The following is a 20,219-nucleotide window of genomic DNA, read 5'->3' on the forward strand; positions in this document are numbered from 1 at the left end:
AATACCCCGCTGCTTGCGGCGGGGATTACTTTTATTTCATAATTCGGGTTATTGATACCTTTAAATATTTTACTATTACTATCTAATTTATTCTATAATTGTAATAACAACATATTTTTCATATAATATATTTTAAATCCTTGCTATATTATTATATAAATTTGATTTTTTGTAACTTATAATTATATTTAAGCAATGTGTGCGTAATTGATTTGTGACTATTGGCACTTTGAGATAAGTAGCAATAGTTAAGAAAGATTGTAAAGTTTCTAAAATCGTTTTCCACCCTTTTTCAGGAGATTTAGCTCCTACTGTTTGTATATTATGTAATCGGTCACATAATTTAATTAATAGCAACTCTTTTTTCTTTTGCTGATATAATATCTTAACTATTTCTGCTGAACTAATTTTTTTATCATTTTTAATTCGTGTTAAATCTTCAACCTGATTGGCAATTTTATAACCAAATTCTTTTATAATCATTTCTTTAGTAAGTAACGTATCTTCAATACAATCGTGCAATATGCTAGTTACTATGATATCTGTTCTAAATAAATAATCAGAAACCATATATGCTACTTCTAAAGGATGTGAATAATAAAATTCTCCTGTTTCTCGTTTTTGCCCACCATGATATTTTTTAGCAAAATAAATTGCTTTTTTAATTTTACTAAGATCAACTTTGTTCTCAGAAATCTTATTAATAAGCATGATCTTAGTTAATAGCCTTTTACTATATCGGCAATTTGATAGATCTATAATTTTTACTTTGTCTAGCTCAATATCTATACCTTTAGGTAAGTTTAACTTTTCTACAATAGGAGCTATAGTTTTTTGATGATTTTCTTGATTTTTTGCCATCTATCCATCCCTAATATTATTTTAAGTGTAGTAAGAATCATAGCAATAATTAAGAAAATCATACTTGTTAATTAATAGAGTACTTTTAAAACTCTACTTTTAGAGATAATTTGTGTGTGTATTATCATCAAAACCTTATCAATATTATGTATCATAAATCAGATCATCAAGAAGAGGTAACTTAATTGGTATATTACAGACAATAGTAGTACTTTTACCTTTTTCACTTGTTACTTCAATCTCTCCATTTAACTCACCAATTAGACGCTTTACAAAACTTAATCCTGATCCAAGTCCATGATATTGCGTAGCAACATCAAATTTATCAATCTTTTCATGAAGATGTTGCCTGATTTCTTTAGACAAACCAACACCACTATCATGCACCATAAATTGGAATACCATTTCTCTGTTTTGTTGTTCTGATTCTGAAACGGCTGGACTAATAGCAAACATGTTCACTGTTACCACAACTTTACCTTCTTTAGTAAAGTTAATAGAATTATCTATTAACTGCTCTAATATTGCCCCTATTCGATAAGTATCACTAATTATAGCATTTGTTAAATCATACTGAAAATTACAAGATAAATTTAATCCCTTACGTTGAGCTATTGGCATCGCTTTATCAATAATCTTATTTACCAACTGTTTTGGATCAAACTTATTAAAAACTATAGGAGGTAATCCTGAATTATTCTGTAAATAACTAAGTATATTGTTATAATAATCCAGTAATTCTTCAGCACAATTTACCACACTAGCTAAATAATCCTTTTTTTCAGGATGATCCTCTATTTCATAAAGGGCTGTTACTAATGAAAAAATCCCATTACATGGAATCTTTAATCCATGTACCATATTTTGCACCACATCTCTTTTAAATAACTCAGATTCTTTCAATTTATTATTTGCTTCTTGTAACTCTAATTTATATTTAATTATATCAGTATAATTTGTGATTGTCGAGTTAATGATATTCTCTTCTTGCTGATATGGTATTAATGTGACAGATATAGGAGATAATTGAAGATTCCAATTTGTTTTAGTAATATTATGATTATCTTTTGGTTGATTTTGATTATTAATTGTCATAGCATCTCCTTGCTGTTAAAGTTCAGAAAACAGCTCAGAGGTTAAATAGATAAAATTTTGCAGTTTAACTTAACCTCTGAACTAGAGTTGCACCACGGCCGCTCTTAACAAGGACAGATATCACCACAATTCTACGAAGTACAGAGGATTTAAGAGCTTTTTTGACAGATTTTTATACAATTGGGCAAAGAGCTGCATAAATAAGACATAGCTAAATTGTATTATTTGTTAACTCAGCTCTTTATCTATTTACATGCAAATCAAAATCAGCATTAATTATGCTACAGCAAGCATCAAGAATTCCTTTGAATACAGCATTTTGCTGGCATTTAAGCCTATTTTAGGCTATTATTATAGTATCAATAAATAATAAATTTCATGTCAGTAAAGAACTCAGATAAACCGCAACCATTCCTACAATGGGTTGCTGGTAAAAGAAAAATTGCCGATCAATTAATTAAGTTTCTTCCATCACTACTAAATAACTACTATGAACCATTCCTTGGTGGTGGGGCTTTATTTTTTCAAGTTAGAGATAAATTTAAACATTGCTTCCTATCTGATATTAATCTAGAGCTAGTAACGTCCTATAACATGATAAAGAAGAATCCAGATAAAGTTAGTAAATTACTAGACTCATATAAAGAAAAACACTCCAAAGAACATTATTATCAAGTTAGAAGTAATAATGACAGTAATGATCCAGCAAAAATTACTGCAAGATTTGTCTATCTTAATAGATATTCATTTAAAGGAATTTACCGGATTAATATTGATGGCAAACCAGCTCAAACTTTCTCTGGTAGGAATTATAGTAAATCTGATCTTGCCTTTAGATTAAAACAGTGCAGTCAGCTTTTAGCTGGCACATCTATTTGTGCTATGGATTTTTCTTTCATTGAACCACAAAAAGGTGATTTTGTTTATTTTGATCCTCCTTATCATAAATCAGGTGAGAAATTTTATACCAGATTACCCTTTGATGAAAATGATCAAACGAGACTTAAAGATTTTGCTACAGAACTCAATGATAAAGGTGTTAAAATAATGGTTTCTAATAGTAATACTCCCTTTATTAGAAACTTATACAAAAATTTTAATCTCTTTTGGGTATATTCTCCGCCGCTTGCGGCGTAATATGGCGGAATGAGCAAATATATACATAAAAGTCATAATGTTACGGTACTGCTGTATCACATGGTATTTCCAGCAAAATATCGCCGAGCAGTGTTTGACGTATCAGTTGATCAAGTATTACGAGAAATATGTTTAGAGATAGAAAAGAGATATCAAATAAAATTTTTAGAAATAGGGGTTGATGAAGATCATGTCCATTTTTTGGTACAATCTGTACCAACCTATAGCGTAACAAAAATAGTAACAACAATTAAAAGTGTTACAGCTCGTCAAATATTTAGACAGTGTCCACAGGTAAAGAAACAATTATGGGGTGGAGAATTTTGGACTGATGGATATTTTACGAGTACGGTAGGTAAGCATGGAAATGAGAATATGATAGGAAAATACGTAAAAAACCAAGGCAAGGAATATCAGAAACTGCATGAGGATCATCAGCTAGCTTTCTTCTAAAATACCCCGCTGCTTGCGGCGGGGATTACTTTTATTTGTTTACTAAAGAAGCATTACATGAAATTAAAGCTCCACAGGCAAAACGAGATGTATATAAAGATACCAAAGAAAAAGGATTATTGCTAATCGTATCATATGGTGGTAGTAAAATATTTTATTTGGACACAGTACTTGATAAGAAATATCATAGAATTAAAATAGGTGTGTTCCCTGATCTATCAATTATTGATGCTAGAGCCAAAGCATCTGAATTAAAAGGTGAGATCGCCAAAGGATATAATCCTGTAGAAGAAAAAGCTAGATTATCCAAAGAACTGACCTTTAAGGAGCTTTATGATAAATATCTTAATGAATATAGTAAAATTAATAATAAAAGATGGAAAGATTATGCCGCTTCTGTAGATAGATATGCCAAACATTTATATCCTAGAAAAATATCCACTATTCAAAAAACAGATATTCAAGAGTTGTTTAATAATTTAACTAACACTGGTAAATATGGAGCTAATAGATTTCTTGAAGTTTTAAGTCCTGTATCTAGTAAAGCAATAGAATGGGAATTGCTTACAATAAATCCAGTTATTGGCATAAAGAAGCACAAGGAACAATCAAGAAGCAGGTATTTAACTAGGGAAGAAATACCACGATTTTTTACAGCAATAGCAGACGAGCAAAACCAGGTAATGCAAGACTTTTTCTTAATAGCTTTGTATACATCAGTTCGTAAGGATAATTTACTTACTATGCGTTGGGAACAGGTAAGTTTTGCTGATAAACAATTATATCTTCCAGAAACTAAAAATGGTGATCCTCACCGTTTACCTTTACAAAACTTACGCTATGTTATAGCAAATATGCTAAAAACTCTTATTACACAGCAATGTTTTATAGTGAAGCACTTCATAATATCCCTTAATTCATGGGCATTATATCAAACATAGCGTAAGTTTTACTTTACTAGATCAGGCAGTAGAAATATTAAAAGCCAGGAAAGAGCAATCTACTAGTATGTGGGTATTTCCAAGTGAGACCAGCAGTAGTGGTCACCTGCAAGAACCAAAGAAAGCATGGAAGAGGATTTGTAAAAAGGCAGGAATAGAAAATTTAAGGATCCATGATTTAAGGAGAACAATACCAAGCTGGATGGCAATGACCGGAGCAAATCAATATGTAATAGGACAGCTTCTAAATCATAGAGATCCAAGATCAACGGCAGTGTATACTAGACTTGCCAATGATACTGCTCGAGAATATATGCAAAGAGCCGTAAATACTATTATAAATATAAAATCTTAAATATATGTTAATTAATATATTCATGTTATAATAACTCCTGTATTAAGTGAGTTCTATAAGAACAGAAAGGCTAGAAAAGGAAAGTAGTAAAGCAATTGTTGCAACAAGCTTGGAAATTCCTTTTTTGCTTCTTCTATATTCTTAAGAATTATTGAGTTTTTGAAGATTTTACAACAATGAAGAATTTTATAATTATGAATACTAAAGAAAAAGCTAAAGTACTTAGCTGTTTTGATGTAGCTAATTATTTTTTAGTATTAGTTGATAGAGAAGCAGGGGATAGTATAACCCAGTTAAAGCTGCAGAAATTAATATATTTTGCTCAAGGCATTCATCTTGCTTTATTTGATAAAGTGTTGTTTGAAGAAGAGATCAAGGCTTGGAAACATGGGCCGGTAGTACCGGCTTTACGCTCAATATTTGGTAGCTTTAGAGATAATGTAATTACTTTGCCCGGAGAAATAGACTTTGCTATTTATGACTTAGCAACAAAAAAATTACTTCACAAAGTATATTCTTTTTATGGTGAACATTCAGCTGCTTATTTACGTCATTTAACACATAAACATTCTATTTGGTATGAAGCTATAGAGAATGCAGATAATACTATTACTAAAGAACAGATACAGGAATTTTTTAAAGCTAATATAATAAATGATATTAAAGATTATATTTTATCAACTACTAAAGCAGATATTGTACAAATAGAAAATGCTGAAGATGGGTGGTGGATGAATTATGATAGTGGCGTACCTGCTGAAGATATTACAGAATACCTTTTGAAGGTAAAGAAGAAAAAAGAAGGTAATAAAAGTTGAAAGTCATTTGGTCTGATGAAGCCCTAGAGCAGTTACAATTCTGGAAACGTACTAACTCTAAAATAAGTAATTAGAATTAATGGTTAATTTAAATTAGCTTTATTATTAAAAAGGAATTGAACCGGCACATTTTCACTATTTTCTATAAGGAAACGATAATATTGTTTTGCAAGATCCACAGCATCATAACTACAGCAGGACTGAATAGCAAGTTTTAAACATTCTAATTTTAACTCTACATCACTTCTAAACATACACAACTCACCAATAATTTATTTCATTAATATTAGCAAATTTACTACTAATTATCAACAAATGCATTTATATAGCTATAGAATTCATCTCCAGATAGGCACAGTTTTAGATGAATTACAGCTTTTTTTATTATGGCTTAAAACTCCACTGGCAATGTAAAAAATTAGGATGTTAATGTCATGACTAGCAAAACTTATCTATTAATGGAAATATCACTTAATTAATATGAATAATAATTGTGCTAATCAAAGATTATATTGGTCACTCTCTACTCCACTAAAATATATGGCCTTAAGCTTAGATGAGTGGTTAGTTATCTTACTTGGTATAGTATCTGGGATAGTGTTACTAAATAGCGGACATGCTAAGCTTGGGATGATATGCATTATAGCTGGTATTGTACTTTGTTATGCATTTAAGAAGTTTAAGAAATTATCGGAATATTTTGTACTTAAGAGTTATTTAGTCGCTAAGAAATGGCTATATGCTCCTACTTCTTATCCTAATTTGCTTGGGAAAAAGGTAGGTAAGTAATGGATCATTTATTTAAGCAAAGCTCCATACAAGAACTAGTCAGATATAATAAGAGATTATTGCTGATCACATTGCTGCTTGCGTTTACGAGTCTTTTGGGGATGATTAAAACAGTTAGCACGGAAGAAAAATGGTTATTAATTCCGGCAATAGAGCCGGATCGTCGGATGATAGTATCATCTAGAAGCTATCATGAGACTTATAGCATAAATCATTAAGATACTGACAATTTAAGTAGTATTAAAAACAGCATCATAAAATGTTTCAAAATCTCCTACAACTTTCCTAATTTCATTTTTTATCTTAAACCAGTAATGCTAGGGAATAGAGGATAAAATGATTTAAGGCTTAAATGCAACGGATGCAATTAATAGTATCATGGAAGAGCGAGGCTTGGCTTAAAGTGATTAGAAAATATGGGAAGATATTTAGCTCTAAAAATTATTGTAATCAGCTTTTTTATTTTATTTTTAGCTATATTGCAAGTCAGTAATGTTAATGCAGATGGTGTTAATAAGCTTGGCAAAAGTAAAAGCAGTAAAATATTAGATTATGGTGTTAGAGGTCATGTATTTCCAATTATTGAAGAATCTTTACTAGAGATAATTATGGCGAGGCTCAAAATAGCAGAGCAAAATGGTGCATTAGAGAAAATGCAGGAAGAATTTAAAAATAAAGTACAGCAAAAAATCTCTAGACCAACTGCTATCTTAGCTTTAGCAAAAACAAGCATAAACCGAAATTGGCACTATGATCCAAGTTTTATACAAAAGACAGATATAAAAGATCAAGCGGGAAAGATCATAGTAAAAGCTGGAACAAGTGTAAATCCTTTAGAGAAAATAAGTTGGGGAGAACCATTAATGTTTATTGATGGTGATGATGAGCAGCAGATTAAGTGGAGTAACTCAAAAATAGGAAAATTAGTACTCACGAATGGCAATCCTATTAAGCTGGCAAAAAGTTAAATAAGCCAGTGTTTTTTGATCAAGGTGGCGTGCTTACTACTCGTTTTAAAATCAAAGCAGTGCCAGCTATTGTCGAGCAGGAAGGCAAATTACTTAAAATTAGCGAAATAAAAGTAATCCCCGCCGCAAGCAGCGGGGTATTTTAGAAGAAAGCTAGCTGATGATCCTCATGCAGTTTCTGATATTCCTTGCCTTGGTTTTTTACGTATTTTCCTATCATATTCTCATTTCCATGCTTACCTACCGTACTCGTAAAATATCCATCAGTCCAAAATTCTCCACCCCATAATTGTTTCTTTACCTGTGGACACTGTCTAAATATTTGACGAGCTGTAACACTTTTAATTGTTGTTACTATTTTTGTTACGCTATAGGTTGGTACAGATTGTACCAAAAAATGGACATGATCTTCATCAACCCCTATTTCTAAAAATTTTATTTGATATCTCTTTTCTATCTCTAAACATATTTCTCGTAATACTTGATCAACTGATACGTCAAACACTGCTCGGCGATATTTTGCTGGAAATACCATGTGATACAGCAGTACCGTAACATTATGACTTTTATGTATATATTTGCTCATTCCGCCATATTACGCCGCAAGCGGCGGGGAATATACCCAAAAGAGATTGAAATATTATAGTATTTGAGTAAAAATTAAGGTGTGAATAACAACTGATAAAATCCGGAGGTAATCTATGAAGAAGTGGCAATTACCAGAAGCAAAGAAAAATTTAGAAAAGATAATAGATCAGGTATTACAAGGTCGGGTGCAAGCAATAGTAAAATCTAGTGGAGAAGTAGTATATCTAATCGCAGGTGAGAAAAATAATATTATAGTAGAGCAAGCAAAGGTAGGTTGTCAAGCAAATACAGATTTAATAACTTCTGAAATATACAAGTAATAATGAAGTTAATAATGTTTATTATAATTATTTTGCTTGGTAATTATAGTTATGCATCAATTGGCTGCGTAGGCAGGTTTGTAAATCCAATCACTGATGTTTGCTGGAAATGTTTATTTCCAATTACTATCGGAGGAGTAAAAATTGTCTCAGGTTCTATGGCTGATACTAATAACCCAAGGCAAATTGTTTGTTTTTGTCCTAAGCCTTCGATTCCGATGCCGGTTCCTGGAATTCCAATTGGATTTTGGGAGCCAGTGAGATTGGTTGATGTGACTAAATCTCCGATGTGTATGGTAAGTCTTGGAGGCATTAATCTTGGTACTAGCATGCAAAAAGGTGTTAAGGATGATATAGAGGGAAGCAGCTTTTATCATGTACATTGGTATATATATCCGGTTATTTACTGGCTTGAGATATTACTTGATTTTGCCTGTTTAGAGATGTCACAAGTAGATATCGCATATTTAACTGAATTTGATCCATTATGGGGAGATGATAACAAGGCTGCTATATTAAATCCTGAAAGTTTATTATTTGGAAGTATTGCAGCTCAATCGGCTTGCATAGCTGATTGTGTGAGCTGTAGTTCTGGTAACCTCTCAAATGATACGATGTTTTGGTGCGGGGGATGTCAAGGTTCTCTTTATCCCTTTACCGGTACAACTAGCTCTCCAAAACTTACGCTATGTTTGGTTCTAAATATTGTAAAGATGGAGAACGCAGCTGTTGTTGCATATAGTCATCTAAAAGCCCTAACTTTATTTGGTAAACCGTTTTACCGATTGTATTTGCAGTCCTTTTGAGAAATGCCCAAACTAAAAATGCCCAACTAATATGATTACGTTGAATACGCTGTTTCCTGCATTGACAACGTTCTATCCCAGTAAGTTGCTTAATTTCTCTGTGCATGCTCTCAATTACCCATCGAAAGCCACACTCATCTTGTGCAGCTTTAGAAGATTTGTGAGTTTTGTTATTGGTAACAACATACTCAACTCTGTTGGTAGAAACAGTAAATTTAAACAAATTAACATGCTTATTTTTAGCAAAGCCTTTTATATGAATCTCTACTCCATGCCTGATCTCTTCATCTGAAAATGTCAACTCTTTTACAGCTTTATAAGGTTTAGAATCGTGTGTTTTACTAACGTTTCTATTGGCTTTAATAGGGGCATAATAATATTTCCCCAGAGAGTCAACATGTTGCATAATTTTGTGTGTAGAATACCATGTGTCAAAAAGTACTGTTTGAAAAGGAATCTTCTTGCTATAAACAGCATTATTTAACATGTTTAATAGGTGTTCTAGTTTTGTTGCTCCATCATGATCAGGTGCAAAAATTCGATAATCTATTACCCAAAACTTATTAATATCAGGGTTATAATATACCAGACTCACTACTCCTATACCTTTAGTAACTCTACCTGTAGCTCCACTGTACTGCGATCTTGCAATTTCTATTTGCTTCGTATTCCTTTTATTTGAAACCGTATCATCAAATATTGTATATCCATTAGATGAAAAAATAACATCATTCTTGATGTGTTCCCATAACAAAGAAGGTGTATATTTTTCATTCCTTAAAAATCTATTAATAACATCATGACTACATTTCTTTGCATGTTCAGCGTAGTAGGTTAAACTATAATTCTTTTGGCTAACTATTAAAAATTGACAATAATCTGTCCTATTAATTGGTATTGCTTGCAACTTTATCCTCTTTGACATGTTTAATTATTTTTACAATAATTTATCACTTTTTTACTCATAGCGTAAGTTTTGGAAATGCTCTAACCATTTAATGGTTCTATTGTAATAAATTTATTGACTGAGTTATCTTATGATCTTCACTATTTTAATTATTTACCAACATTTGATCCTGTAAGATTTCATAATTAAAGACTACTCGTAGGCAGTGTTTTTCTAATTGCCCCGCAATCTCAGGTATTTTTAAGTAAGCAGCTAATGCTAAAAATATTTGCAGAGTTTCAGAGGTGGTTTGCCAGATCTTGTCAAGAGACTTAGCTCTAACCGTTTGTATATTATGTAATCTATCAAACAGCTTAATTAGTAATAAATCATCCTTCTTTTGTATATATAACATCTTAACCATTTCTACGGCACTAATCTTATAATCTTTCTTGATTCTGGTTAAATCTTCAACATAACTTGCTATCTTATCACTAAATGCTTCTGCTATCATTTCTTGAGTCAACTCTGTATCCTCAATCGCATCATGTAATATGGCAGTAACAATAAGATCAGTTTTAAATGAGTAATCAGAAATCATATATGCCACTTCTAAAGTATGAGTGTAAAATAATTCTCCAGTTTTGCGTTTTTGCCCACCATGATATTTTTTGGCATAGTAAATAGCCTTAGTGACTTGATCAAAATCTATCGTATTTGTTGTATATTTGTTTAGTAGTAAAAGTTTTTTTAATAATCTTTTACTATAACAACAATTTAAAGACTCCTCATATTTACAATTAACTTGATTTTTAACCATATTTTGTCATTCTTTACTATCCTATCTTAAGTTTAGTTAACTAAACTAATAATAGTCAAGATATTTTTACTACAGCATGGTTACTAGGACTATAGTTTTATAGATAGTTAAGTGAAGTCTTGTAAAATAAAATTTACAAGACTTTAAGTTATTTAGTAATTATTGATGATATATAGGCAATTTTACTGGTATATTACATGTAACAGTTGTACTTTTACCTTCTTCGCTTTCTACCTCAATATCTCCATGCATTTCATGGATAAGCCTTTTAACAAAGCTAAGTCCTAATTTTAACCCTTTATACCCAGTTGCATAATCAAATTCAGTATCCTTACTTCTAATATATTGCTGTATTTCTTCAGACATACCAATACCTGTATCATGGATAATAAATTGTAACACCCTCTCGTTATTATCTTCTTCTATAGTGGTAGGAAATAAATTGATTGTCACAATAACTTTGCCTTCTTCAGTAAATTTAACTGCATTAGCTACTAATTGTTCTAATATTGCTCCTATCCAGTAACTATCTCCAATAATAATCTTGGCTATATCGTACTGAAAATTACAAAAAAGATCTAAACCTTTATTCTTAGCTTCTGGTACAATTTTATTAACAGTATCATTTACTAATTGCTCTAGATCAAAAGCTTGTAGATCTATGGGAACTAGTTTAGCATCTTTATGCAGCAAATTAACCAGATTATGAGAATAATCTAATAGTCCCTTAGCACAATCTATGACAATATTAGATAAGGAATTCTTCTTATTAGAATCTGTTTCTACTCCATAAAGTGTAAGTAACTCAGAGAGCATTTCATTACACGATATATCTAATTTATTACTAATATTTTTAATTAAATCTATCTTAAATATATTAGATTCTTTTAGTTCATGCTTTGCTTTTTGTAATTCTTGCTCTAATTCTTGATGTTTGTCTGTAAAACTGTATTCAGGATCAGATGGCATTAATGTGACAGATATAGGAGATAATTGCAATATCCAAGCTTGCTGCAGAGAATTTTTAACGTTATTATTATCTTTTTGTTGATTTTGATTATTAATTGTCATAACATTTCCTTGCTGTTAAAGTTAAGAAAACAGCTCAGAGGTTAAAGTGCTAAAATTTTGTAGTTTTTAATTTAACCTCTGAACTAGAACTGCACCACGGCTGCTCTTAACAAGGACAGATATCCTAACTATTCCATGAAGTACAGAGGATTTAAGAGCTTTTTTGACAGATTTCTACACAATTTAATAAAGAGCTGCATAAATGAGACACAGCTAAATTACTATTATTTGTTAGCTCAGATCTTTGTCTATTACATACAAATCAAAACTAGTATTAATGATGCTACAGAAAACATCAAGAATTCCTTGAAAATCCCTTGTAATACAGTATTTTGCTGGCATTTAAACCTATTTTATACTATAATTTAGTATAAATATTTTAATAATAATTTCATGTCAGTAAAGAACTCAGATAAACCACAACCATTCCTACAATGGGTTGGTGGTAAAAGAAAAATTGCCGATCAATTAATTAAGTTTCTTCCATCAACACTGAATAACTACTACATTCCTTGGTGGTGGGGCTTTATTTTTTCAAATTAGAGATAAATTTAAACAATGCTATTTATCTGATATTAATCTAGAGCTAGTAACTAGCTATAACGCAATAAAGAAGAATCCAGATAAGGTCAGTAAACTATTAGACTCTCATAAAGAAAAACACTCTAAAGAACATTATTATCAAGTTAGAAGTAATAATGACAGTAACGACCCAGCAAAGATTACCGCAAGATTTATCTATCTTAATAGATATTCATTTAAAGGCATTTACCGGATTAATATTGATGGCAAACCAGCTCAAACTTTCTCTGGTAGGAATTATAGTAAATCTGATCTTGCTTCTCGATTAAAACAATGTAGTCAGCTTTTAGCTGACACATCTATTTGTGCTATGGATTTTTCGTTCATTGAACCACAAAAAGGTGATTTTGTTTATTTTGATCCTCCTTATCATAAATCAGGTGAGAAGTTTTATACCAGATTACCCTTTGATGAAAATGATCAAACGAGACTTAAAGATTTTGCTACAGAACTCAATAATCAAGGTATAAAAATAATGATTTCTAATAGTAATACTCCCTTTATTAGAAACTTATACAAAAATTTTAATATTAGTACTATTAAGGTTAAATATTCTATGCCTGAGCACAATAAAATATCTGATGAAGTAGTTATTATAAATTATCAATTACCACAATAGCTTAGTTATATTCAAACTTGATTAATTCAAAGTAATAATCTTGACTCTTAAAAGCTTCTTCTAGATCTTGCATATGACGATTCCTAACATAATAATCATTAAAAGCTGATATTGATTTGAGGATTACCTTTTTATTGACTATATCTTCCTCTACCACTACTAATTTAGTTAATACACCAAAATCAATATATTGGTTATAACGTTCAATAAGAAATTTCCGTGCCCTGTACCATATTGAATCAGGATTTAATTGTTTGCTTAGCTGCAATAGATAATTTTGTTTTTCATCTTCAGTATTATTCTGCTTCGCTTCAAGCTCAGAAAATGGTATGATTTTCAACTTCTCAATACTACTGCCATAGATAATTTGTACTTGCTGTAGTATTTTATCTTGTGCATTTTCTGAAAGCGTAATATTTTAAAGCAGTTTTATTTGATAGCTATTACCTACTACCCCAATAAATAAGCAGGAGCTTAGTAATTCATAAGCTGAATCAGGATTAAAACTACCAACAATTTTACGTTTTAGCTGAGCTTGCAAGCTAGTATCAAGGCTACTTTCTATCTTATCTAGGTATTGCTCTTTAGCGTTGTTTAAGTCGCTAGATTTAAACTGAAATGTAGCATTATTAGCTTTAGTAGTTTCATGTAACTCATGAGCTAAAGCTTTAGCCATATAGTTTAGTAACACTTTCTTATGGCCAAAATGGTGATTGGAATATTCTCCTGCAAGCTTTAAGAGTAATTTATTAATAAATTCCAGATTAAATTCACGATTTGATTTTACTCGCAGTAAATCAGCATCTTCTTGGCTTAAAGGGTAAAAATCTGCTAATTTCTTTCTTTTGAACCAGCTTTTATGATTAATAGCCCTAATTGCAGCATTATTGCTACTTGATTCTGTAGGATTATATTTTTTAGAAATGTTATCAATAACTGCTTGCAGTGTAATATTAATCCGTGTAGCACCTGTTGTGATATTAGCACTAGAGAAATTAGTATTATCAGCTTGTTGTTGATCGTTGATTGAGCTTGTTGCCTTGAATTGTAAATCTGCTGCAAGTTTTTGTTGTTGTAACTGTTGTTGATTATTGTGAATAGATGCATTTTTTTCATTTTGAAAAATTGTAGATTTGCTAGATCTAGATTTATTAGATATATTTTTATTATTATCTATATATACAAAACTTACGCTATGAGTAAAAAAGTGATAAATTATTGTAAAAATAATTAAACATGTCAAAGAGGATAAAGTTGCAAGCAATACCAATTAATAGGACAGATTATTGTCAATTTTTAATAGTTAGCCAAAAGAATTATAGTTTAACCTACTACGCTGAACATGCAAAGAAATGTAGTCATGATGTTATTAATAGATTTTTAAGGAATGAAAAATATACACCTTCTTTGTTATGGGAACACATCAAGAATGATGTTATTTTTTCATCTAATGGATATACAATATTTGATGATACGGTTTTAAATAAAAGGAATACGAAGCAAATAGAAATTGCAAGATCGCAGTACAGTGGAGCTACAGGTAGAGTTACTAAAGGTATAGGAGTAGTGAGTCTGGTATATTATAACCCTGATATTAATAAGTTTTGGGTAATAGATTATCGAATTTTTGCACCTGATCATGATGGAGCAACAAAACTAGAACACCTATTAAACATGTTAAATAATGCTGTTTATAGCAAGAAGATTCCTTTTCAAACAGTACTTTTTGACACATGGTATTCTACACACAAAATTATGCAACATGTTGACTCTCTGGGGAAATATTATTATGCCCCTATTAAAGCTAATAGAAACGTTAGTAAAACGCACGATTCTAAACCTTATAAAGCTGTAAAAGAGTTGACATTTTCAGATGAAAAGATCAGGCATGGAGTAGAGATTCATATAAAAGGCTTTGCTAAAAATAAGCATGTTAATTTGTTTAAATTTACTGTTTCTACCAACAGAGTTGAGTATGTTGTTACCAATAACAAAACTCAAAAATCTTCTAAAGCTGCACAAGATGAGTGTGGCTTTCGATGGGTAATTGAGAGCATGCACAGAGAAATTAAGCAACTTACTGGGATAGAACGTTGTCAATGCAGGAAACAGCGTATTCAACGTAATCATATTAGTTGGGCATTTTTAGTTTGGGCATTTCTCAAAAGGACTGCAAATACAATCGGTAAAACGGTTTACCAAATAAAGTTAGGGCTTTTAGATGACTATATGCAACAACAGCTGCGTTCTCCATCTTTACGATATTTAGAACCAAACATAGCGTAAGTTTTGATTATTTTTACAATAATTTATCACTTTTTTACTCATAGCGTAAGTTTTGTTTCAATAATGAAAGACCTCATTCCGGTAAATATTGTTATGGAAAAACTCCTATGCAAACTTTTAAGGATAGTAAGAAGTTAGCTGTTGAAAAGAATAATGAAATCTTGTACCTTGAATATTTATCTGAACAAACAAGTCATATTAATGTTAAAAGTGTATTTATGTTGTCTATATCATTAAATAGCAAGTTTTATAAAATTATAAATAAGGAAACAGCAGAAATCTTAATTAAAGAATTAAAAGATACTCACATTTCCTCTCTAATCCTTAGTCATTATAGAATAACAAAAGAAGGAGGTGAAACACTAGTACAAGGGTTAAAAGACACTCAAATTACACATCTGAAATTTTCTGAAAATAGTATAGATAATGATGGGATACAAGCATTTGCTGAAGGTTTAAAGGATACAAAAATTACACATCTTAATATGAATTTTGGCTTTGATAATATAGGGGATGCAGTAATTACACTAGTTGAAAAATTAAAAAATACTAAGATTACACATCTTAGTTTGCATGCTTATAAAATGAAAAAAGAAATTATGCCTTTTTTAGCACAAATTTTAAAAGATACTCAAATTACAAACCTTGATCTTAGTTATAATAGAATAGGGATAGAAGGAACTAAGGCTTTAGCAAATGTTTTGGATAGAACTAATATTATGTCTCTTAATCTTCGCAAGAGTAGAATGGAGGATGACGGTGCTAAAGCATTAGCTATAGTATTACCAAATACCAAAATTAAATATCTTAACTTGTACAAAAGTTTAATAGGAGACGAAGGAATAAGAGCTTTGGCGGAATCTTTAGCAAATACTCAGATTACTAATCTTAATCTAGGTTTAAACAGTATAGATCAAGCAGGAGCAATGGCTTTAGCTAAAGGATTGAAAAATACACAAATTACTCACCTTCACCTCTATGCTACCTTCAGAAGTTATAAAAAAGACCAAAGAATACAAATCTTTGTTCAAGGTTTAAAAGGTAGCAAAGTTATAGACCTTGATCTTAGTTCTAATGATGTAGACGATATAGAAGTGCATACTCTGGGTGAATCTCTTAAAGATAGTAAAATTATAGATCTTAATCTAGGTGGTAATAGTATAAAAGACAAAGGAGCAGAAATTTTAGCTAACTGCTTAAAAGATACTCAGATTGCATATCTTAATCTTAGTTATAATAATATAGGTAGCGAAGGAATACGAACACTAGCTGCATGTCTGAAAGACACTCAAATCATACATCTTGTTTTGAATGAAAAAAGTATAGGAAAAGATGGAGCACAAGCTTTAGCTACAGGTCTCAAAAACACGCAAGTGATAAACCTTATTCTCACTTCCCAGCATTTAGGAAAAGATGGCATGAATTCTATGATTAAAGATTTTCAAGATTCGCATATAGCATGTCTTGATATTAATTTTGAATATATAGGATTAAATACTTACTGGGAGCTAAGGAATGTTTTATATCACAATTGGATAAATGCAAAACATTTAACTCATATATTTAAAAATGTGGTGTTTGAAGATAATAACAATTTATTAGCATTTTCTACTATAATAAATGATCTAAGTTTAGAACAATATACAGATCAGTGCATCTTCTTTATAAACTCTATAAACTGTACTCCTGGTATGGTTTCTCATATTATTAACGATAATAGTATAACATATACACGAGAACAAATAGTAAAATTTATAAAAAGCATTTCAGATGAATTTGCTGTGTTTAATACTAAATTAGAGGCAGATATAAATACTAAAATAAATATTCTAAAAAAATGTGAAGATATGGAATTAAGTAGTACTGTCGAAAGTTTGTTATATCATAGACCGATTTATTTGATTGATGAAAAACAATGTATATTACATCCATATATGTACAAGATGCTAAATAAATATGACATTCCTTTATATAATGAGCAAATTGAGCCTAATATAAAAGAAAAAATAATATCCTATTATGCTAATCATCCAGAAGTTGATGATGCTCAAGACATCATTGATTTATTAGGGGAAGTAGAAATTACCTAAACAAAAACCTAGATTTAGTATTATGAATACGTATTTCTTAATAGTGATGAGTTATAAGAAAAGATTATTACAATTTAAAGGTAATAATATAACCAAAGGTTATTATATAATAATACTATTACTTTTTATATTTGATAATATTATTGCACATGCTAATTCAACAGTGATATCTTCATGTGATAAAATACCTTTAGGTTATAACGATAGGATCTTTTAAATTAAGGTTAACTATCCAACTAAAATTCATAATACAGAAAAACCATGGCAACACATATCATTTAAAGAGGAGCCATCAAAATATGGTTATACAGTGTTAAAATATATATAATGGCAATATTAACTGTGATTTTGATTTGCACTGTAATAAGATTGCTAATTGGTATCATGCACCATGGATGCATTATGGGGTTACTGGTAGAGAATTGGTACACGGTTTAACCAGAGAGAGATCATTTAAACCCGGTGAGTTACATAGTAAGCAAAAATCTATAATACAAAATTGGGCAATCTCTATTATTAATGAACACGGAGCTTACACATATGGACAGGTATGGCGAGATATCAACAAACCCGATATTACCAAAGGTATATTCCTAGATGGTACAGTTAGTGCAAAATTAGTATTTACAGAGGCCACACCAGAAGATATCCCAACTCTTAAAAACAGTATTACCTAGACTGGTTATATTAATCAGAATAACAAAGGTACGCCAAAAGTATTTAAACAACTGAGATTATTTCAAATTGACTTTTTAGTTAAAGATAGGCGTTCAAAGGAAACAGGATGGGTTGCAGGTACATTTATTTATGATAATACTATGAATAATGAAAACCCATGGTTTAATATGAAATTAGTAGGTATTACGTGGGGTAATGATCCTAATTATTTTACATCAAGTTACGAGAATAGAAAAAAACTATCAGAGTGTTGGATCAATCCTAATGTATCTACAAACTCTTTAGGATATTTAGGTAGACTTAATGGCCCCATAGATAATAAAAACTCTTCATGCCTATCATGCCATAGTACAGCACAATATCCTGAAAAATCTCCATCAGTACCACCAGCAAATGCAACAGAAGCAGAAATAAAATATTGGTTTAGAAATCTAAACGAACAATCATTTAATAATGGAACGTTTAATTTTGATTATTCTAAGCAAATAAGTCATAGTGTTAAAACTATTATAGTGCTCAAAAAGAAAACGATCCTATTGGATGTAATACTTTTAATCAACTACTACCGGCTGAGGGCCGGTAGGTTGGTTAAGTTATGAGATTCATGTAAGATATAATGGACTGAAAAATCAAGACACAAATAAAGTGGTGGTCAGTTGGTAATTTTGCTCAAAAATTATTCTAAAAAGCAATGAATAAGATATAGCAAGACAAAATATTACAATTATAATTTTAGTATCTTACTAACAACATAGCAAAACTTACGCTATGTTATAGCAAATATGCTAAAAACCCTTACTACAAAGCTATGTTTTTACAGTGCATCACTTTATAATATCCTTTAATTTATAGGAATTATATCAAACATAGCGTAAGTTTTGATAGTTTAACCTACTACGCTGAACATGCAAAGAAATGTAGTCATGATGTTATTAATAGATTTTTAAGGAATGAAAAATATACACCTTCTTTGTTATGGGAACACATCAAGAATGATGTTATTTTTTCATCTAATGGATATACAATATTTGATGATACGGTTTTAAATAAAAGGAATACGAAGCAAATAGAAATTGCAAGATCGCAGTACAGTGGAGCTACAGGTAGAGTTACTAAAGGTATAGGAGTAGTGAGTCTGGTATATTATAACCCTGATATTAATAAGTTTTGGGTAATAGATTATCGAATTTTTGCACCTGATCATGATGGAGCAACAAAACTAGAACACCTATTAAACATGTTAAATAATGCTGTTTATAGCAAGAAGATTCCTTTTCAAACAGTACTTTTTGACACATGGTATTCTACACACAAAATTATGCAACATGTTGACTCTCTGGGGAAATATTATTATGCCCCTATTAAAGCCAATAGAAACGTTAGTAAAACACACGATTCTAAACCTTATAAAGCTGTAAAAGAGTTGACATTTTCAGATGAAGAGATCAGGCATGGAGTAGAGATTCATATAAAAGGCTTTGCTAAAAATAAGCATGTTAATTTGTTTAAATTTACTGTTCCTACCAACAGAGTTGAGTATGTTGTTACCAATAACAAAACTCAAAAATCTTCTAAAGCTGCACAAGATGAGTGTGGCTTTCGATGGGTAATTGAGAGCATGCACAGAGAAATTAAGCAACTTACTGGGATAGAACGTTGTCAATGCAGGAAACAGCGTATTCAACGTAATCATATTAGTTGGGCATTTTTAGTTTGGGCATTTCTCAAAAGGACTGCAAATACAATCGGTAAAACGGTTTACCAAATAAAGTTAGGGCTTTTAGATGACTATATGCAACAACAGCTGCGTTCTCCATCTTTACGATATTTAGAACCAAACATAGCGTAAGTTTTGTAATATTATTTCTTTTATCTGATCTTCACTGCTTACTATTGAATTAATAAGAGATATCAATAAGTCTTTGTTCTCTTCCACTCCAAAGATTTTTTTAAATGCTAAATCTACTCTCGGATTAACTTTGTACAAATCTCTTTTATTTTACTTATTGTTTAATTATACCATATTTTAAGGTAAATGTTCTACCGTAAATTTATA

At 30.7% G+C, this 20,219-nt stretch carries 18 protein-coding genes and 7 pseudogenes; 16 read left to right on the top strand and 9 right to left on the bottom strand.

Going from position 1 to position 20,219, the window contains the following annotated elements:
• Positions 1-132: 132 nt before the first annotated feature.
• Both AAGD55_RS03685 and AAGD55_RS03690 read right to left on the bottom strand, forming a co-directional pair.
• The gene (locus AAGD55_RS03685) at positions 133-861 is read right to left on the bottom strand and encodes an HD domain-containing protein (RefSeq protein WP_341792187.1); all 729 of its coding nucleotides are present in this window, start codon (positions 859-861) and stop codon (positions 133-135) included.
• Between the two features lie 144 nt (positions 862-1,005).
• On the bottom strand, positions 1,006-1,956 hold the full coding sequence (locus tag AAGD55_RS03690) for a HAMP domain-containing sensor histidine kinase (RefSeq protein ID WP_341792188.1): 951 nt from the start codon (positions 1,954-1,956) through the stop codon (positions 1,006-1,008).
• A gap of 378 nt (positions 1,957-2,334) precedes the next feature.
• Here AAGD55_RS03690 and AAGD55_RS03695 point away from each other — a divergent pair, with 378 nt between their 5' ends.
• From AAGD55_RS03695 to AAGD55_RS03715, 5 genes and pseudogenes are all read left to right on the top strand, one after another.
• Positions 2,335-3,093 carry a Dam family site-specific DNA-(adenine-N6)-methyltransferase gene (locus AAGD55_RS03695; protein WP_341792189.1) on the top strand — a complete coding sequence of 253 codons (759 nt, stop codon included), beginning with the start codon at positions 2,335-2,337 and terminating at the stop codon, positions 3,091-3,093.
• 9 nt (positions 3,094-3,102) lie between these two features.
• A complete protein-coding gene (gene tnpA / locus AAGD55_RS03700) occupies positions 3,103-3,546 on the top strand; it encodes an IS200/IS605 family transposase (protein ID WP_341790826.1) in 444 nt (147 codons plus the stop codon).
• A gap of 35 nt (positions 3,547-3,581) precedes the next feature.
• Positions 3,582-4,370, top strand: a pseudogene (locus AAGD55_RS03705) (tyrosine-type recombinase/integrase); the annotation flags it as partial.
• Positions 4,371-4,500: 130 nt separating this feature from the next.
• A pseudogene (locus AAGD55_RS03710) lies at positions 4,501-4,842 on the top strand (tyrosine-type recombinase/integrase); the annotation flags it as partial.
• A gap of 194 nt (positions 4,843-5,036) precedes the next feature.
• Positions 5,037-5,660 (top strand): Panacea domain-containing protein, encoded by a 624-nt coding sequence (locus AAGD55_RS03715; protein WP_341792190.1) that lies wholly within the window; start codon positions 5,037-5,039, stop codon positions 5,658-5,660.
• Positions 5,661-5,743: 83 nt separating this feature from the next.
• Here the strand turns inward: AAGD55_RS03715 and AAGD55_RS03720 are convergent, their stop codons facing one another.
• Complete coding sequence (locus AAGD55_RS03720; RefSeq protein ID WP_253308684.1) at positions 5,744-5,914, bottom strand: hypothetical protein; 171 nt, start codon at positions 5,912-5,914, stop codon at positions 5,744-5,746.
• Between the two features lie 226 nt (positions 5,915-6,140).
• On the opposite strand from AAGD55_RS03720, the gene AAGD55_RS03725 reads away from it, so the two are divergent.
• Complete coding sequence (locus tag AAGD55_RS03725; RefSeq protein WP_341792191.1) at positions 6,141-6,449, top strand: hypothetical protein; 309 nt, start codon at positions 6,141-6,143, stop codon at positions 6,447-6,449.
• 416 nt (positions 6,450-6,865) lie between these two features.
• Positions 6,866-7,563 (top strand): annotated as a pseudogene (traW, locus tag AAGD55_RS03730) (type-F conjugative transfer system protein TraW).
• Here the strand turns inward: traW and tnpA (AAGD55_RS03735) are convergent.
• Positions 7,560-8,003 carry an IS200/IS605 family transposase gene (gene tnpA, locus AAGD55_RS03735; RefSeq protein WP_341790826.1) on the bottom strand — a complete coding sequence of 148 codons (444 nt, stop codon included), beginning with the start codon at positions 8,001-8,003 and terminating at the stop codon, positions 7,560-7,562. The pseudogene traW and the gene tnpA (AAGD55_RS03735) sit on opposite strands and share 4 nt — an antisense overlap.
• Positions 8,004-8,118: 115 nt before the next feature.
• Between tnpA (AAGD55_RS03735) and AAGD55_RS03740 the strand changes: the two genes are divergently transcribed.
• Both AAGD55_RS03740 and AAGD55_RS03745 read left to right on the top strand, forming a co-directional pair.
• Positions 8,119-8,325, top strand: a complete 207-nt coding sequence (locus AAGD55_RS03740) for a type II toxin-antitoxin system prevent-host-death family antitoxin (RefSeq protein WP_341792192.1) — start codon at positions 8,119-8,121, stop codon at positions 8,323-8,325.
• 2 nt (positions 8,326-8,327) lie between these two features.
• Positions 8,328-9,131: a TraU family protein gene (locus tag AAGD55_RS03745; RefSeq protein WP_341792193.1), complete on the top strand. Its 804-nt coding sequence runs from the start codon at positions 8,328-8,330 to the stop codon at positions 9,129-9,131.
• A 67-nt stretch (positions 9,132-9,198) separates the two neighbouring features.
• On the opposite strand, the pseudogene AAGD55_RS03750 reads toward AAGD55_RS03745, so the two are convergent.
• The 3 genes and pseudogenes from AAGD55_RS03750 to AAGD55_RS03760 all read right to left on the bottom strand — a co-directional run.
• Positions 9,199-10,056 (bottom strand): annotated as a pseudogene (locus AAGD55_RS03750) (transposase); the annotation flags it as partial.
• 127 nt (positions 10,057-10,183) lie between these two features.
• Positions 10,184-10,837, bottom strand: a complete 654-nt coding sequence (locus AAGD55_RS03755; RefSeq protein ID WP_341789681.1) for an HD domain-containing protein — start codon at positions 10,835-10,837, stop codon at positions 10,184-10,186.
• Between the two features lie 159 nt (positions 10,838-10,996).
• Positions 10,997-11,908 carry a sensor histidine kinase gene (locus AAGD55_RS03760; RefSeq protein WP_341792194.1) on the bottom strand — a complete coding sequence of 304 codons (912 nt, stop codon included), beginning with the start codon at positions 11,906-11,908 and terminating at the stop codon, positions 10,997-10,999.
• Positions 11,909-12,301: 393 nt separating this feature from the next.
• Between AAGD55_RS03760 and AAGD55_RS03765 the strand changes: the two are divergent.
• A pseudogene (locus tag AAGD55_RS03765) lies at positions 12,302-13,109 on the top strand (DNA adenine methylase).
• Between the two features lies 1 nt (position 13,110).
• On the opposite strand, the pseudogene AAGD55_RS12335 reads toward AAGD55_RS03765, so the two are convergent.
• Positions 13,111-14,292 (bottom strand): annotated as a pseudogene (locus tag AAGD55_RS12335) (hypothetical protein); the annotation flags it as partial.
• Positions 14,293-14,345: 53 nt separating this feature from the next.
• Between AAGD55_RS12335 and AAGD55_RS03780 the strand changes: the two are divergent.
• The 6 genes and pseudogenes from AAGD55_RS03780 to AAGD55_RS03805 all read left to right on the top strand — a co-directional run bounded on the left by AAGD55_RS03780 (position 14,346) and on the right by AAGD55_RS03805 (position 20,012).
• Complete coding sequence (locus AAGD55_RS03780) at positions 14,346-15,395, top strand: transposase (RefSeq protein WP_341792197.1); 1,050 nt, start codon at positions 14,346-14,348, stop codon at positions 15,393-15,395.
• A gap of 56 nt (positions 15,396-15,451) precedes the next feature.
• Positions 15,452-15,565: pseudogene (locus tag AAGD55_RS03785) on the top strand (IS481 family transposase); the annotation flags it as partial.
• Between the two features lie 756 nt (positions 15,566-16,321).
• Complete coding sequence (locus tag AAGD55_RS03790; RefSeq protein WP_341792508.1) at positions 16,322-17,485, top strand: hypothetical protein; 1,164 nt, start codon at positions 16,322-16,324, stop codon at positions 17,483-17,485.
• 395 nt (positions 17,486-17,880) lie between these two features.
• Entirely contained in the window at positions 17,881-18,162 is a 282-nt protein-coding gene (locus AAGD55_RS03795; protein WP_341792198.1) for a hypothetical protein, read from the top strand.
• Positions 18,163-18,303: 141 nt separating this feature from the next.
• A complete protein-coding gene (locus AAGD55_RS03800; protein ID WP_341792199.1) occupies positions 18,304-18,762 on the top strand; it encodes a hypothetical protein in 459 nt (152 codons plus the stop codon).
• Positions 18,763-19,094: 332 nt separating this feature from the next.
• Complete coding sequence (locus tag AAGD55_RS03805) at positions 19,095-20,012, top strand: transposase (protein WP_341792509.1); 918 nt, start codon at positions 19,095-19,097, stop codon at positions 20,010-20,012.
• On the opposite strand, the gene AAGD55_RS03810 is transcribed toward AAGD55_RS03805, so the two are convergent.
• The gene (locus AAGD55_RS03810) at positions 19,992-20,099 is read right to left on the bottom strand and encodes a hypothetical protein (RefSeq protein ID WP_341792510.1); all 108 of its coding nucleotides are present in this window, start codon (positions 20,097-20,099) and stop codon (positions 19,992-19,994) included. The genes AAGD55_RS03805 and AAGD55_RS03810 overlap by 21 nt on opposite strands.
• Positions 20,100-20,219: the final 120 nt, after the last annotated feature.

Source organism: Rickettsia endosymbiont of Gonocerus acuteangulatus (assembly GCF_964026435.1).
Taxonomy (GTDB): Bacteria; Pseudomonadota; Alphaproteobacteria; order Rickettsiales; family Rickettsiaceae; genus Rickettsia.